Below are 14,535 nucleotides of genomic sequence, written 5' to 3' on the forward strand. Positions count from 1 at the left end.
GCGATGAGGGCCCGCACCGGGTGAACGGTGCGAGCCCTCATTGGTTTAGACCTCTACTGCCTTACTGCTGAGGCGCCGGCGGCGGCTGCGGAGGGTGCTGCTGCCGCCCTCCCGGCGGAACGGGGCCTTGCGGTTCGGGCTGCCCCGACTGATGTGCCTGGCCACCGTGTTGCGCGGGCGGCGGAGGCGGCCCGGCCGGATTCCCGCCGGGCTGCGCCGGAGCGGGCGGCGCCTGCTGCCAGCCGTTGTTCTGCGCGCCCGGGCCGGCGTACGGCGGATACGGCTGCTGCGGTGCGGCCTGCTGGGCCGGGGGCTGCTGACCCCCGTACGGCTGCTGCCCGCCGTAGGGCTGCTGGGGCGGATACGGCTGCTGCGGCTGCCCCGGGTACGGCTGTCCGGGGTAGGGCCGGCCCGGCTGCGGCTGTCCGGGGTACGGCTGTCCCTGCTGAGGCTGGGGCGCGTACTGCTGCTGTCCGGGAAGCTGCTGACCGGGCGTCTGCTGACCCGGCATCGGGGGCGCGAACTGCGGAGGCGGAGCGCTGCCGTCCGCCGTCCACAGCCCCTGCTGCTGCTGGGCCCGCTGGAAGTCCTCCGCGACGAGGGCGGAGAGGTTGAAGTAGGCCTCGCGGGTCTTCGGCCGCATCATGTCGAGGTCGACCTCGGCGCCCGCCGACAGGTGCTCGTCGAACGGCACGACCACCACACCGCGGCACCGTGTCTCGAAATGCTGCACGATGTCGTCGACCTTGATCATCTTTCCGGTCTCGCGGACACCGGAGATGACGGTCAGGGACCGCTGTACCAGCTCCGCGTAGCCGTGGGCCGACAGCCAGTCCAGCGTGGTCGACGCACTCGAGGCGCCGTCGACGGACGGCGTCGAGATGATGATCAGCTGGTCGGCCAGGTCCAGTACACCGCGCATCGCGCTGTAGAGCAGACCGGTGCCCGAGTCGGTGAGGATGATCGGGTACTGCTTGCCCAGGACCTCGATCGCCCGCCGGTAGTCCTCGTCGTTGAAGGTCGTGGAGACCGCCGGGTCCACGTCGTTGGCGAGGATCTCCAGACCGGAGGGCGCCTGCGAGGTGAACCGGCGGATGTCCATGTACGAGTTGAGGTACGGGATCGCCCCCACCAGGTCGCGGATGGTGGCCCCGGTCTCGCGGCGTACCCGCCGGCCGAGTGTGCCCGCGTCCGGGTTGGCGTCGATGGCGAGGATCTTGTCCTGCCGCTCGGTCGCCAGGGTCGAGCCGAGCGCGGTGGTCGTCGTGGTCTTCCCGACGCCACCCTTGAGGCTGATGACCGCGATCCGGTAGCAGGAGAGCACCGGAGTGCGGATCAGGTCCAGCTTGCGCTGCCGCTCGATCTCCTCCTTCTTGCCGCCCAGCTTGAAGCGGGAGGCGCCGGAGGGCGTGCGGCTGCTCTTGGCCTTCTGCTTGCCCCGGACCAGCCGGTCCGACGACAGCTCCACCGCGGCCGTGTAGCCGAGCGGGGCGCCGGGGACGGAGCGCTCACGCTGGTCATGGGTGACCGGCGTCGGCCAGGCGGCCCCGGTGCGCGGGTCGACGGGTGGGGCGTGGGGCGCGGTCGGCTGGGGCTCGTAGGTCTCGGGCTGCTGCCGCGGGTGCTGTTGCTGGGCGGGCAGGTTCGGCGTGCCCTGGACCGGCTGCTGAGGGATCTGCGGAGGGAGCGGCGCACCCTGCGCGGGCGGCTGCGGCTGCGCTCCCGGAGCCGGGAACCCGTACCCCCCCTGGGGCTGCGGGGCCGGGGGCAGCGGGGGCGCGCCCTGGGCGGGGCGCTGCTGGGGAGCCTGGGGGAAACCGTAGCCGGCCTGCTGGGGCGCCCGCGGGAAACCGTAACCGCCCTGCGGTGCCTGCGCGTCGGGGTGCACCGACTGCTGCGGTGGCTGCACCTGCGGCTGGACCGGCTGCTGAGGCATCGGAGGGGACGGCTGCGCGGGCGGCGGCGTGGCTCCCTGCGGGAAGCCGTAGCCACCCTGCTGGGGCGGCTGCGGGAAGCCGTAACCGCCCTGTGCCTCGGCCGCCGGGGCGGGAGCGGGCTGCTGCGCGGGCCACTGCGGTGCGGGCTGAGGCGCGCTCGGCTGCTGGGCGGCCGGCTGGAAGGCGGGCGGCAGCGGAGGAAGGGCGCCCTGCGCGGGCGGCGCGGGGGACCAGGGCACCGGAGCGTTCGACGGGACGTCGGCCCGGGGCGCTTCGTCGGCGGATGCGGCGGCTGCCCGCGGCGCCTTCGGGGGCTCCGCACCGGGCACGGAGTCCTCGGGCTCACCGGACTGCGCGTCGGCGTGCCCGTCGCCGCTCTCCGGGGCGTCGTCGCCGGCCGGCACGTCGTCGGCCGGCACGTCGTCGTTCCGCGCGTCGTCCTGAGCGGCGCCGGTCTCCGGGGCGTCGGCCATCGCGGAGTCCGTCCCGTCCACGGGGGTTTCAGGGCCCTCGCCGTCGCCCTCGGACGACCCGGCCCGTGACGCGGGCTCGGCGGAGTCACCGGAAGCTGACGCACCGGCCTCCGCCCTGGCCGCCTCGCGCTCGGCGATCTCCTGCTTCAGCGCGGCGGGGGAGAACCGCATGGTGGCGCCGCTCTCGATGTCGCCCCCGCCGAACGGGTCGGAGTCGCCGCTCTCCGCGTCCGGTTCGGCGGAGCGCGCCGGGGCCGGGGTGGGGGCCGGCGCGGGAGGCGCGGGCTCGTAGGAGGGTGAGGGCGGCCCGGACGAGGCGCCCGACGCGGATTCGGACGGCGCTGCCGGTGCCGGTGTCCAGCCGGGCTCGAATCCGCCGGAGGCGCCGGGGCCCGGTACGGACACCGGGGCCCCCTGCGGCGGAGGCGGCGCGAGATGGGACCCCGCTCCTCCCGACGAGTCGCCCGGCGCGTTCTGCGTGTACCAGGCGGGAGGGGTGTAGTCGATGGTGAACTCACCCGTCATCTCGGCGGGATCCGCGTCGGACGACTCGTCGACGGGCATGTTCCATCCCCCGCTGATCTCGTCCCGATCGCCGTTCACTTTGCCTCCTGGTGTGGTCGAGCACCCTTGTGCCGTGGTGGGTGGGGGCGACCGTTCCCTTTGTCCGGTCCGCCCGGCTCTCCCCCTTGCGACGCGCAGTGCCTGCCCGCAGGTTCCTCTGCCGCGCCCCCACCCACCCTAATCGCCATGGGGCGCACTGCGGCAGGCCGTATCGCTCAGCGGCAGCTGTCCCGTGGGTCACGTAGGACCCCGGGGTGAATCGGGCGTACCCGTACGTGAGGGAACGGACTGTTTGTCATGTAACGGGGCGCCCCGGACACAGCGGGAGGGCGGCCGTCCAGGACAGCCGCCCCGCCACGTCCGGCCCCTACGTGAGGTCGAACTCACCGTCGCGCGCGCCCAGGACGAACGCGCGCCACTCCGCCTCCGTGTAGCGCAGCACGGTTCCCGGGTCCAGCGACGAGCGCATCGCGACCGCGCCCCCCGGGAGGTGGGCGATCTCGACCCGCTCCTCGACGTTCTCGGTACCGGGTGCGCTCAGCCACTCCACATCCGAGATGTCGAGAGCGTAGAGCTCGTCCTTTTCCTGCTGGGTGCCCATGCGCACGTCCCTTCGGTCGAACCGTGTCGTTCCCCGGACATGATCCTGAAAAGAGGGCGGGTCCGGGGTGCGAACCGGAGAGGTTCAGTCCATCCTGCGGGCTGTGCCCAGCAATCCGGTCTCGACGTCCGTCGCACCGGTCATCACCCAGTGGCGGTCGCGGCCGGCGACCCAGAGCGTGACACCGTCCGCCAGCGTCGGCAGGGCCTCGCTCTCGGTCCGTGCGAGCCCCAGGATCCGGCCGATCTGCTCCGCCTCGGCCGGAGAGACCCGCTGGATGCCCACGAGGGTGGCCGACCGCATCAACCGGGGCGCCACCGGGCTCAGGTAGGGCAGGAGTGTCAGCACCGACTGCCACGGCGAGGACACCACCCGGCCGCGGGGCGGACGCATGCCGCAGTCTCGCACCACCACCACGGGGCTGCCGACGGTCGCTCCGGTCGGCGGAACCCGGCCCACGTCATGCAGCGAGACGCACTCCAGACCGGCGCCCGCGGCCTGCGCCAGCGTCGTCCACGCCTGGGTGCGGCCCGTTTCGACCGCCACCCGTGCACCGGTACCGGCCGCCCGCAGCGCCAGCACCTGCGCGGTCCACAGTCCGCCGATCAGCAGGACGTCGTACGGCGCCGGCCGGTGGAAGCCGATCATCTGGGGGCGGCCCTCGGCGTCGTCACCGATGATCACACCGTCGTCCCCCACGGGGAGTGACAGCGCGCCCAGGTGATCCGCGGCCAGGGTGTGGCCCGCGTGACGGGGACCGAGCAGGCCCCGCCTCGGGGAGAATCGCTGTGTCACTGTGCGCCTCCCAGCGGGAGCGTGGCCAGGACGCCGGGCAGCTGTTCGCGGTCCAGCCGGACGAGGCCGACCTCCGCGTGCCGTGCGGCTTGCTCCAATGTCCTTCGTACGCCGACCAGTTCGGTGTCCGAACCGCCGGTGATCCGCACATGGCCCCGCACGGACACATGGCCCTGGTGCGTGCCGCGCCGCACCGTCAGGCTGAACGTCGTCGCGTACGCCGGCACCGAGGTCAGCAGCGCGACGAGGCGCGGGAGCGGAGTCGCCCCCCGGCCCAGCTCCGGCCAGCGGTCCACCGCGTACGTGGTGTGCCAGCGGTCGTCGCAGCGCCAGACCCGGGCGGTCTCCGCCGTCCGCTGCTGCGGCGCGGCATCGGAGCGTCCGGCACGCGCCGAGAGGATGGGATTGGCACACGCGGACGTCGCCACGGCGGAGTTCAGCTCGTCCTGGTCCAGGACCGCGGCCTTGAACCCCGCACCGGTGATCCGGCTCGCCAGATGGTCGGCGATCCGCACCAGACAGCGCTGAGCCCCTCCGATGCCGCCCCCGCGCGCCTCCACGGCCTCGCGGCACAGCTCCGGATCCAGCTTCACCGCCACCCAGGTCATCCGCAGCGCGGGCGCCCCGGTCCGGTCCTGGAGCGGGCCGTACGAGAGCCGGGCCACCGAACGCTCCGGGAGATGCGGCGCCGGAGCCGGCCGTACCTGCTGCACGAGCTGCGCGGACTCCACCACGATGTCGTCAACCGTGAGGGCGTCACCCAGGAGAGCCAGCGGAAGGGCCCGGGCGCCCATGGCCTGACGGAGCGACTCACCGCTCGCCTCGACCCGTACGACCGCGGTCAGGAAGGTTCCGTCCCCGACCATGCCCACCGTGCGGCGGGCACCGTCGACATAGATGTAGGGACCGAATCCCGGCACGTTCTCCGCGACCGGGGCCAGTTGCGGCTCCGTCTCCGCGGACGCGGCAGCGGCGGTGCGCCTGCGACGGCGGAGGGACGACACCGTCGACAGCCAGTCCTGCACCGCCCGGCCCCGTCGGCGTACCACCGCGAGAAGGATCAGCAGACAGGCGATCACGCCGGCGGGGATCACCCAGGCACCGCCGAGCGCCGCACCCACCACGGCGACCGCCAGCGCGGCCTCGACCAGCACCATCCGGCGCAGAGCGGGGCCGACGCGGCCGGTCCTGGAGATCGAGTGGAGGGTGGCCGCCGCGGGGGCGTCCGCCGACGTGTGGGGAGCGGTGCCGCCCGACTCGTTGCTGCGTTGCCGTCGGGAAGGGCCGGGCGTTCGGTGGGCAGACCGCCTCGTGCGCTCCCCCGTCGCTGCACCCATCGCCGCGTTGCCCCCTCGTGTCCGTATTCACCGTTTTTTACACGGGCGTTGACCGGGCGATCAGCCTACCTGAGCGGTGAGAGCCAAGTGCCAACAGGCATAGTAGGGGGCCCGGTCGGCGGCGGCGGCCCACCGCGGGTGTGGGAACCTGGTCGCCCACTGGGGAGAAGGGGCAGCGCGCACATGGCATCACGGCGGGACGAACTCAATGCCTACACCTTCGCGAAGCGGAGGTTGGTCGCACAGTTCCTGCAGCCCCACCCGTCCGGTTCGGAAGAGGGGGCTCCGCGTCCTCTTCGCGCGGTGGTACCCGGAGTGATCGTCGGCGCCGTCGCCCTGGCGGTGTTCGGAGCCTGGGGGATGTTCAAGCCCGTGGCCCCGCAGAAGTGGGACACCCCCTACGAGAACGTCATCGTCGCCAGCAAATCCACCACGCGGTACGTGGTGCTGAAGACCGACGGCAAGACGCAGCTCCACCCGGTGCTGAACATGTCGAGCGCCAAGCTCCTCCTCGCCCCCGGCAAGGGGACGGTCGTCAACGTCGACGACTCGGTCCTCGACAGCGGAAAGATCCCGCGCGGGGCGACGATCGGCATCCCGTACGCTCCGGACCGTCTGCCCGACAGGACCGAGGCGGGGGCGGCGAAGCGCTGGGCGGTCTGCGAACGCCCCGGCGAGGGCGGCAGGGCCATCCAGAAGGCGGCCTTCGTCTTCGCGGAGCGCGAGCAGAAGAAGACCGACGGCGCCGGCAAGCTGCGGGGCGGCGAGGTGATGTACGTCGAGGGGCCGGGACCGGAGCGGACCCGCTATCTCGTGGACGCCTCGGGCAAGGCGTACCCGGTGAAGAACGACGAACTGCTGCTGCGCACCCTGGTCGCCCAGAACGCCCCTCAGCGCGTGTCCGACGACTGGCTCGCCACGCTGCACAGGGGGGACGCCGTTTCCTTCCCCACCATCGAGGGAACTCCCGGTACGGACGCCGGTGTTCCGGGCCGGCTGACGTCCGCGGACAACAAGGTGGGCATGGTGCTCGCGGCGACCGCCGGCACCAGGACCCAGCAGTACGTGGTCCTGCGGGGCAGGGTCGCTCCGGTGTCCGACCTCGTCGCCAAGCTCCTGCTCAACAGCCGCGCCCTGGTCAACCTGAACCCGGACGGCAAGGTGAAGCACGTCAGCGCCGGATCCTTCGAGCCGGGTGAGGCGTTCGGGCAGGAGTTCGACTGGCCTGAGAGCGAGCCGGTGCCCGTCAACTCCGCGAGCACGACGAGCGGAAGCCGCAACACCGTGTGCAACGTCCTGCGCGGCGTCTCGGACAAGGACGGCGCCGCCACGCTCAGCACCTGGACGGGCACGAGCTTCCCCGCCACGCTCCCCACCGGCTCCAGCAGTGCCTACGTCACCCCCGGGTCCGGCCAGCTCTTCCGGCAGTTCAAGGGAGCCAGCCCGGAATCCGGTCCACTCTTCCTGGTGACCGACACCGGCCTGCGCTATGCCATGCAGTCCAACGGCGACGCGGGGCAGGACGACTCCGGCATCGGTGAGTCCGGTACGAAGGAGGAGAGGGAGCAGCGGCAGCAGGAGGCACAGCAGGCGCAGAGTCAGCTCGGCTACAAGGACGTCGACCCCGCGCCCGTGCCGGCCGCATGGTCCGCCTTCCTGCCGACGGGACCGCGCCTCTCCACCGGCGCCGCACGCCAGCCGCAGGGTTCGTGAGGAGCAACCACGTGACGACGCATCCCTCCCCCCTCCGCCGGCGCCTGCTCACCGCAGCCGCCGCCACCGCCGTCCTCCTCGTCACACTGCCGGTGCTGCCCGCGGCCGCCGAGGACTCCACCCAGTGCACCTTCCCCTCGAAGAAGTACGCGGGCCGTCCCTGGGCCCTGCAACGCGTCCTCTTGGACGAGCTGTGGGAGCAGTCCACGGGCAAGGGCGTGCGGGTGGCGGTCATCGACACCGGTGTCGACGTCAAGAACCCGCAGCTCACGAAGGCCGTGGACGCCAGGAGCGGCCACAATTTCCTGGACAGGAACCTCAAGGACGAGAACGGCAACAAGCTCGAGCGCGGCAAGGAGAACGGCACCACCGACAGGGTGGGGCACGGCACCAAGGTCGCCGGCATCATCGCCGCCCGCGAGGCGGAGGGCACCGGCTTCACCGGCCTCGCACCGGACGCGACGATCATCCCGATCCAGCAGAACGACGCCGAGGGGCACGGGACGGCGGAGTCGCTGGCCGCTGCCATCCGGTACGCCGTCGAGGACGTGGACGCCGACGTCATCAACATCTCCCAGGACACGGCCAACGCGGTGGAGCCCACACCGCTCCTGGAGCAGGCGGTGAACGCCGCCCTGGCCAAGGAGATCGTGGTCGTCGCCTCGGCCGGCAACGACGGCCTGGGCGGGAACGTCAAGAAGACCTACCCGGCCTCCTACGACGGTGTCCTCGCCGTCGCCGCCTCCGACCGCAACAACGAACGCGCGGCCTTCTCCCAGTCCGGAGACTTCGTGGGCGTCGCGGCCCCCGGCGTGGACATGATCTCCACGGTCCCCGGCGGCGGGCACTGTGTCGACAACGGCACCAGCTTCTCGGCCCCGTACGTCGCGGGGGTCGCAGCGCTCATCAGGGCCAAGCACAAGGACTGGACGCAGGAGCAAATCGTCGCCCAGATCGAGCAGACGGCGGAACGCTCGGTCGCGGGCCACGACCGGCTGGTCGGCTGGGGCGTCATCGACCCGGTGCGCGCGCTGACCGAGGACGACAAGCCCATCGAGAAGCCGGTGGCACACGAGGGCGTGAGTAAGGGAGAGGCCCCGGTCCCCGCCGCGTTCCACCTGGGAGAGACCGCAGACGAGCGCAACGCGCGGCTCGCCACCTACGTCGTGGTGGGTGGCGGCGTCCTGGTCGCCTCCATCGCCGGCGCGGCCGTGGCCGTACGCGACCGACGGCGCAGGCAGGGACGTCCGGGCGGAGCGTGACCCGCCTACCGGTGGCGCAGGGAAGTGACGTGATGGACAAGACAGTTGGTCCTGTCAGTGCCATTGGCTAGAGTGATGTGTTGGGGCCAGTGATGTTCGCGCGGGTGCGATAGCAACGCGAAACGGACTGTGCAAACGGGGAAACGGGGAAGGGCAGCGACGTGACCAAGGGCAAAGGAGATCTCCGTAAGGGCGTAGGCGCTCTGGAGAAGTTCCAGAAGAGCGTGAACGCGCTGCTGGCGGAGCTCGAGAGTTCACCGGCCGGGAAGTCGAAGGTCGCGGCGCAGACGGTGTCGCGTACCTCCTTCAGTGGCCAGAACGCCTGCTTCGCGGAAGCCGACGGGCTCTACACCCAGTACAACCGCGTCCACGAGTCGCTCGTCACGCTCTCGAAGTCGCTGGGCGACCAGATCGAGTACCTGAGCCTCGGCGTGCACGCTGCGGCGGTCGGCTTCGACAACGTGGACGACGACACACGGCGCCGGTTCTACGAGATCCAGGCGGACATGGACGAGGAGCGCAAGAGGGCGCAGGCGGAGAAGAGGCCTGCGCCGGAGCAGAACGCCGACAAGCAGAGTGACGCGGGGTGGGCAGCCGAATGAGTGAACCGAAGAAGCCGGAGCAAGGTTCCGAGGTTCCCCCGGATCTGTCTCCGAAGGAGCAGGCGCAGCAGGACACGGATCGCGTTCAGGGGCAGTTGGTCGTCACCGACGTCACCCGGCAGATGCAGGGCGTGATGGAGGTGTTCGGCTTCGGGGGCTCCGGCTCCTCGGGGCGGACGTCCTTCGAGGGCCATGAGCTCAACGCGATGATCGACCTGATCGAGAACTCCAATCCGGAGCACCTCGAAGAGGCGGGCACGGCGCTCCTGAAGGCCCGGAGCTCCCTCAACGACGCGGCCAAGGAGCTGGGCGACTTCATCGGGCAGGTCGACTGGGAAGGCGACTCCGGAACGGCATTCCGGGAGTGGGGCAACGGTCTGGTCTCGCACGCCTACAAGCTGGGCGAGTTCGCGCAGACGGCAGGCACGCAGATCACGGTCGCGGGCACGGGCCTCGCCTCGGTACGCAGCTCCCTGCCGCCCCGGGACAGTCGCCTGATCCGCAAGTCCCCCGACGACATCGAGAGCCCGGCGCGCATCGAGGGCAACCCTGAGTACGCCGCAGCGGTGAAGGTCGAGAAGGACCGGCAGGAGGCCATCAACCAGGCGAACCGGCTGGCGTCGTACTACGCGGTCTCGGAGGAGACGCTGGCGGCGCAGGAACCGCCGCGGTTCGACAAGAAGCTTGATGTGGCGATGCCTCGGCCGCAAGGTGACGGACGTCGGCTGGACGGCGAGCAGGGTTCCTCGCCGTCCAGTGGCTCCCAGGCGTCAGGCAGCGCAGACTCTGGAGGGGTAACCCGGCAAACAGTGATCGGCGGCCCGAGCTCCTCGGGCACCGACCACGGCCTCCAGGACACGGTGGTGGGGTCTGTCCCGGACAGGAGTACATCCACAGAGATCAACAGCGTCGCAGCGCCGCCAACTCCGGTATCCGCCTCAGGCGTGTCAACGCCGCTCCCTCCCGCGAATTCTGCAGCGTCCGGGGGAAGCCCGACTCCTCCCATGGCACCCGGCATTGTGTACCCGGTAGCGAGTAGCTCCAGGGGCCTTCCAGGGGCAGTCGGTGCGCCCAGAGCTTTGGGGCAGGCGGGAAACAGCGCAGCCATGGGCAACGGTTCCGGAGCCGGTGGTTCTACGGCCACCGGTCGGGGCGGATCTCCGGTAGGACGACCCTCACCCATGAATGGGGGCTCGGCTTCGGGAAGCGCCGGACGTGCGGGCGGCGGGACACAATCCCCCAACGCCAGCCGGTCCGGGATCACAGGGGGCAGGCCTACGGCCACGGGCCGTGCAGGTACACCCGGAGCTTCAGCCCCGCGTGCGGGCCGAGCAAGCGGCATCGTGGGCGGGACTCCCCAGCGCGTCACTCCCGGCGCCGTCGGAGGGGGCCGGAACATTTCCCGAGGTACGGCTGTCGGGGCTGAGGGGACGACCAGAGCGGGGAGCGCTACTGGCGGTATCGGTCAGCGAGGTGTGGTCGGGGCTACTGGAGCGAACAGCGCCTCTCGTTCTGCCGGGCGGGGAACTACCAGCACCAAGGGGGTTCTCGGCACACCTCGCGGTGGACCTGTCCGTCCAGGCGCTGGCTCGAAGGGTTTTACCGTCGGAGGAACGGGTCTCGTGCGAGGCCCTGCAGGTCGCCAGGGCTCCGACGACGAAGAGCAGGACGACGGCACGCCGCGTCCGGACTACCTGACAGAAGACCGCGAAACGTGGGAGGTCGGCCGACGTGATGCGGCACCGCCGGTCATCGAGTAGGCACAGGGAAGGGTCGGACTTCGGGATGACAGTAGTAGTGAGCCAGACTCGGAAACGCCGCACGAAGCTCGGACTGAGACGGCGGCTGCTCGGGGCAACGGCTGTGGCTGCTGCCTGGGGCGTGGTCTTTGGAGTGGCGACCCCTTCCGCCTTCGCGGCGGATGTGCAGTCGAAGCAGTGGTATCTCGACGCCATGCAGGCCGAAGAGATGTGGAAGACGACGACGGGGACAGGCATCAAGGTCGCTGTCATCGACACCGGGGTCAATTCTTCGACGCCATCCCTGAACGGGCAGGTACTCAAGGGGCTCGACGCTACCGGTGCAGAGGGTAGCGAGGTGGATGACTACGACGGTCACGGAACCACTATGGCCGAGTTGATTGCCGGCACGGGCAAGGGTGGCGGCCTGAAGGGGCTTGCTCCCGGGGCGAAAATTATCCCGATGAGAGTTGCTGACTCTGATTGGCAGCCGAAGGAGTCCGTGAATTCCCTTGACACGACGGATGCGATTCGGGCCGCTGCTGACAGCGACGCCAATATCATCAGCATGTCGTTCGGTAACGACTTCAAACTTGATGAAGAACTTGAAGCGGTGAAATATGCCCAACGTAAGGGCAAGCTGTTCTTCGCTGCTGTAGGCAATGAGGCGAAACAGGGCAATCCTGTAAGCTATCCAGCTGCCTACCCCGAAGTCGTTGGCGTCTCTTCGGCCGACCGTGACGGAAAGGTGGCCGAGTACTCCCAAAATGGGGATACCGTCGATATCGCAGCTCCCGGTAACGACATCCCCAACTGGTGTGACGAGACCTTTCAGGAATACTGCGAAGGTGACGGCGGAACGAGCGCCGCAACCGCCATCGCATCCGCCTCGGCAGCTCTTGTGTGGTCCGCCCACCCGGAGTGGACGGCGAACCAAGTTCTCAATGTCCTCTTCGACACTGCCAGCCGTGACTGGGAGAAGGACACGCTCAGCAAGTACCTCGGTCACGGTCTGATCCGCCCTTCCATGAACATCCTGAAGGGGAAGGGCGAGCCCGGCGCCCCTGACATCAGCCCTCTTACCAAGGAGAAGACGTCCGGCTCCGCCGGCTCGGCCGCCCCTTCCGCATCAGCTTCGTCACAGCCCGCCAAGAAGGATGAGGCCGATGACGCGGCCATGGCAGGCTCCAGCACGAAGAAGGACGACGACAGTCAACTGGGCCTGATCCTCGGTGGAGTGGCAGTGGTACTCGTGCTCGGCGGCGGGGCCTTCGCGCTCTCGCGCAAGCGCCGCACCGCCTGACTGACCGCAATTCCTCACATGCACCCCCGGCGCCAACGCCGGACCGAACAAGAGCACCAGGAAGGAAGCCAGCACCATGCCAGATCAGAAGCTTTCAGATGACGCGCTCATCAAGCTCGAGAATGAGCTCAGTAGGCGATTCGACTCCGTGAAGGGCCAGATCAAGACCCTGCAGGGGACGATCGACAGCCTGGAAGGCGCTTGGAAGGGCATTGGCGCCGCCGCCTTCAACAAGAAGCAGGATGAAATCAACAAAAAGATGGGAAACATCGCCGTCCGACTGGCTAACTACCAGGAAGCGATCAAGGCGGCCCGCGTCATCTCGGGCAACACCGAAGACGAGATCAAGGCGGCCCTCCAGGGTGTCGACGTCGTCGACGGTTACTCGGCCGGCGCGGAGGCCAAGACCGCGGCCATCACCCCTCCGCCCTCGGCGCTCAACTCCCTCTGAGCCTTGCGGCATCCGTACCACGTACGGACCATGACATCGAACTAGATTGAACTGGAGGACCGTATGCCGACCAACGACGGCACGATGGTTGTCACTTATTCGAGCCTGGAGCAGGCCGCTGGTGACATCGACCGGCAGGGCAGGCAGCTTCAAGAGGACCTTGCGGCGATCAAGCAAGTGGTTGCCAGTGCGTCCGAGCTCTGGGTGGGCGAGGCCAAGACGGCGTACGACCAGTCGCGGGTCGGTTGGGACCGTGACGCCGCGGATATCGAGAGGGCCTTGGCCGAGATCTCCCGCAAGGTGCGCGACGCAGGCGCTGCCTACCACGGCGGCGACAAGCGGGCGCGAGCCAACTTCGAGTAGAACTCGGCAGTAGCCAAAGGTCAGGGTGGGCACGCACGGGAGGTGCCCACCCTGACCTTTGTCGTGGTGCTGGATGTTCCAAGGAAGCATGGCTTCGGGACCGAATCGGGGCGGGGCTCGAAGGACGAATGGCAGGCGTGGAATTGCACCACAGGGTTCTGGAGTCAGGACGACAGCGAGATTGAGCCTGGTCGGCTCTGCGATGCGGATGCCGCCGACGCCTCCGCAGCAGGCTCCAGGTCGCTAGGCTCCGGGCATGGCCGCTCAGTGGTATGTCCTCATAGAGGAGGACACCCGTGTGACGCGACGAGCAGACGGCGTCGATCTGAAACTGCACCGCTGGGAACTGGTGGCGAGCCACCCCGTCAAGGGCACGGAGGCGCAGGCGCTTGCCGTTGCCGAGGACGCGGCGCTGCACTACATGCCGGCTGTCCTCGCACGCCATGCCCGGTCGGGTGACACTCCGGCCCGCAGCGCATTCCTCACCTCCGACGGCGCTTGGCTGGTCCGGCTCAAGCAGGACCACCGCGAGTGCCACATGCGCGTGACCGCAGCCCGCCTCATTCACACGCAGGAGGAGAGAAAGGCCCCGCCGAAGACCTTCAAGGAGAAGGTCCGGCACGCCTTGGACGGCCCCGAGCCCTCGGAGCCCCCCTGGGCGCCCCAAAGCTAGGTAACGCCGACGGAGGCTGAGCGGCGGATTCCGGTGGCTGGGAAGCCTGGCCGCCGAGCCGGGCCGGTCACGTGGGAGGTCGGGAGGTCGGGAGGTCCATGCCGGCCTCACGCGATCTGCCGGCCGCCGGCACGCCACAGGTGCCGCAGAGACGGGCACGGCCACTCGCCTCGGTCACATCAGGCCCTGGCTGAAGGCAATGAGGTACACACGTCCGGCCGCAGTCCACCGGCGCCGCCGAGGACGACAACCACGAGGACCGGGGCCACCCAGGCCCGAACGGCCCGCGGACCAACAGCCCTCACCGGGCGCCGCCGACAGCAGTGAACAACACCTCCGTGAAGGCGGTGCGTACGAGCCCGACACAGGCGCCACCAGTACGTGCACGCAGCAGTTGGCGTCTGACACGGCGATCTGCCGCGAGGACCGCTGTGAGGCATTGAGTCTCTGCCGCCCTGGTTCCGCTCACCCCGTTCCACACGTCCCCCTGACGGGGCAGAGCAGAGCATGCGGAACACGCCGTCGTTTCCGGACCCCCGCAGGACCACGGTGACCGTCGTCGAATCCTGGGAACGAGGTTCACCACCGTCCTCCCGGCTCAGGCCGGTGCACACGAGGGTTGCTGCTTCCAGCCAGGAGGCAGCAACCCCTCGGAGTGTCCGACGAGTCGTGGTCGCCGAGCCGATGCCACGTCACCTGAGCGTTCTGACGACCACACCTCC

Annotated in this window: 12 protein-coding genes; 7 read left to right on the forward strand and 5 right to left on the reverse strand. The window is 69.8% G+C overall.

What is annotated here, in order from left to right:
- Positions 1–61: 61 nt before the first annotated feature.
- From B9S57_RS17760 to eccE, 4 genes are all read right to left on the reverse strand, one after another.
- Complete coding sequence (locus tag B9S57_RS17760; RefSeq protein WP_103516550.1) at positions 62–3,013, reverse strand: SCO5717 family growth-regulating ATPase; 2,952 nt, start codon at positions 3,011–3,013, stop codon at positions 62–64.
- Positions 3,014–3,341: 328 nt separating this feature from the next.
- A complete protein-coding gene (locus B9S57_RS17765; protein WP_103516551.1) occupies positions 3,342–3,575 on the reverse strand; it encodes a DUF397 domain-containing protein in 234 nt (77 codons plus the stop codon).
- Positions 3,576–3,659: 84 nt separating this feature from the next.
- Positions 3,660–4,370, reverse strand: coding sequence for a hypothetical protein (locus tag B9S57_RS17770; RefSeq protein ID WP_103516552.1), 711 nt, complete (start codon positions 4,368–4,370; stop codon positions 3,660–3,662).
- Positions 4,367–5,707 (reverse strand): type VII secretion protein EccE, encoded by a 1,341-nt coding sequence (eccE, locus tag B9S57_RS17775; protein WP_103516553.1) that lies wholly within the window; start codon positions 5,705–5,707, stop codon positions 4,367–4,369. The genes B9S57_RS17770 and eccE overlap by 4 nt, the downstream gene beginning before the upstream one ends.
- 183 nt (positions 5,708–5,890) lie before the next feature.
- On the opposite strand from eccE, the gene eccB reads away from it, so the two are divergent.
- The 3 genes from eccB (at position 5,891) to B9S57_RS17790 (ending at position 9,284) form a co-directional block, all read left to right on the forward strand.
- Positions 5,891–7,420 carry a type VII secretion protein EccB gene (eccB, locus tag B9S57_RS17780; RefSeq protein ID WP_103516554.1) on the forward strand — a complete coding sequence of 510 codons (1,530 nt, stop codon included), beginning with the start codon at positions 5,891–5,893 and terminating at the stop codon, positions 7,418–7,420.
- An 11-nt stretch (positions 7,421–7,431) separates the two neighbouring features.
- Positions 7,432–8,682, forward strand: coding sequence for a type VII secretion-associated serine protease mycosin (mycP, locus tag B9S57_RS17785; RefSeq protein ID WP_103516555.1), 1,251 nt, complete (start codon positions 7,432–7,434; stop codon positions 8,680–8,682).
- Positions 8,683–8,843: 161 nt separating this feature from the next.
- Positions 8,844–9,284, forward strand: a complete 441-nt coding sequence (locus B9S57_RS17790; RefSeq protein ID WP_103516556.1) for a hypothetical protein — start codon at positions 8,844–8,846, stop codon at positions 9,282–9,284.
- Positions 9,285–9,369: 85 nt separating this feature from the next.
- On the opposite strand, the gene B9S57_RS36250 is transcribed toward B9S57_RS17790, so the two are convergent.
- Positions 9,370–9,516 (reverse strand): hypothetical protein, encoded by a 147-nt coding sequence (locus tag B9S57_RS36250; protein ID WP_181011382.1) that lies wholly within the window; start codon positions 9,514–9,516, stop codon positions 9,370–9,372.
- 1,553 nt (positions 9,517–11,069) lie between these two features.
- Here B9S57_RS36250 and B9S57_RS17800 point away from each other — a divergent pair.
- The 4 genes from B9S57_RS17800 (at position 11,070) to B9S57_RS17815 (ending at position 13,813) form a co-directional block, all read left to right on the forward strand.
- The gene (locus tag B9S57_RS17800) at positions 11,070–12,326 is read left to right on the forward strand and encodes a S8 family serine peptidase (RefSeq protein ID WP_103516557.1); all 1,257 of its coding nucleotides are present in this window, start codon (positions 11,070–11,072) and stop codon (positions 12,324–12,326) included.
- Between the two features lie 76 nt (positions 12,327–12,402).
- Positions 12,403–12,777 carry a WXG100 family type VII secretion target gene (locus B9S57_RS17805; protein ID WP_103516558.1) on the forward strand — a complete coding sequence of 125 codons (375 nt, stop codon included), beginning with the start codon at positions 12,403–12,405 and terminating at the stop codon, positions 12,775–12,777.
- Positions 12,778–12,840: 63 nt separating this feature from the next.
- Positions 12,841–13,140, forward strand: a complete 300-nt coding sequence (locus B9S57_RS17810) for a WXG100 family type VII secretion target (RefSeq protein WP_103516559.1) — start codon at positions 12,841–12,843, stop codon at positions 13,138–13,140.
- A gap of 298 nt (positions 13,141–13,438) precedes the next feature.
- On the forward strand, positions 13,439–13,813 hold the full coding sequence (locus tag B9S57_RS17815; RefSeq protein WP_146057766.1) for a hypothetical protein: 375 nt from the start codon (positions 13,439–13,441) through the stop codon (positions 13,811–13,813).
- Positions 13,814–14,535: the final 722 nt, after the last annotated feature.

This window comes from Streptomyces sp. SM10 (genome assembly GCF_002910915.1).
In the GTDB taxonomy this organism is placed as follows: domain Bacteria; phylum Actinomycetota; class Actinomycetes; order Streptomycetales; family Streptomycetaceae; genus Streptomyces.

Bases quoted from the DNA above. Each gene is read 5' to 3' on its own strand.
- B9S57_RS17805 (WP_103516558.1), top strand. From the start codon at position 12,403: ATGCCAGATCAGAAGCTTTCAGATGACGCGCTCATCAAGCTCGAGAAT.
- B9S57_RS17810 (WP_103516559.1), top strand. From the start codon at position 12,841: ATGCCGACCAACGACGGCACGATGGTTGTCACTTATTCGAGCCTGGAG.
- B9S57_RS17800 (WP_103516557.1), top strand. From the start codon at position 11,070: ATGACAGTAGTAGTGAGCCAGACTCGGAAACGCCGCACGAAGCTCGGA.
- B9S57_RS17765 (WP_103516551.1), bottom strand. From the start codon at position 3,575: ATGGGCACCCAGCAGGAAAAGGACGAGCTCTACGCTCTCGACATCTCG.
- eccE (WP_103516553.1), bottom strand. From the start codon at position 5,707: ATGGGTGCAGCGACGGGGGAGCGCACGAGGCGGTCTGCCCACCGAACG.
- eccB (WP_103516554.1), top strand. From the start codon at position 5,891: ATGGCATCACGGCGGGACGAACTCAATGCCTACACCTTCGCGAAGCGG.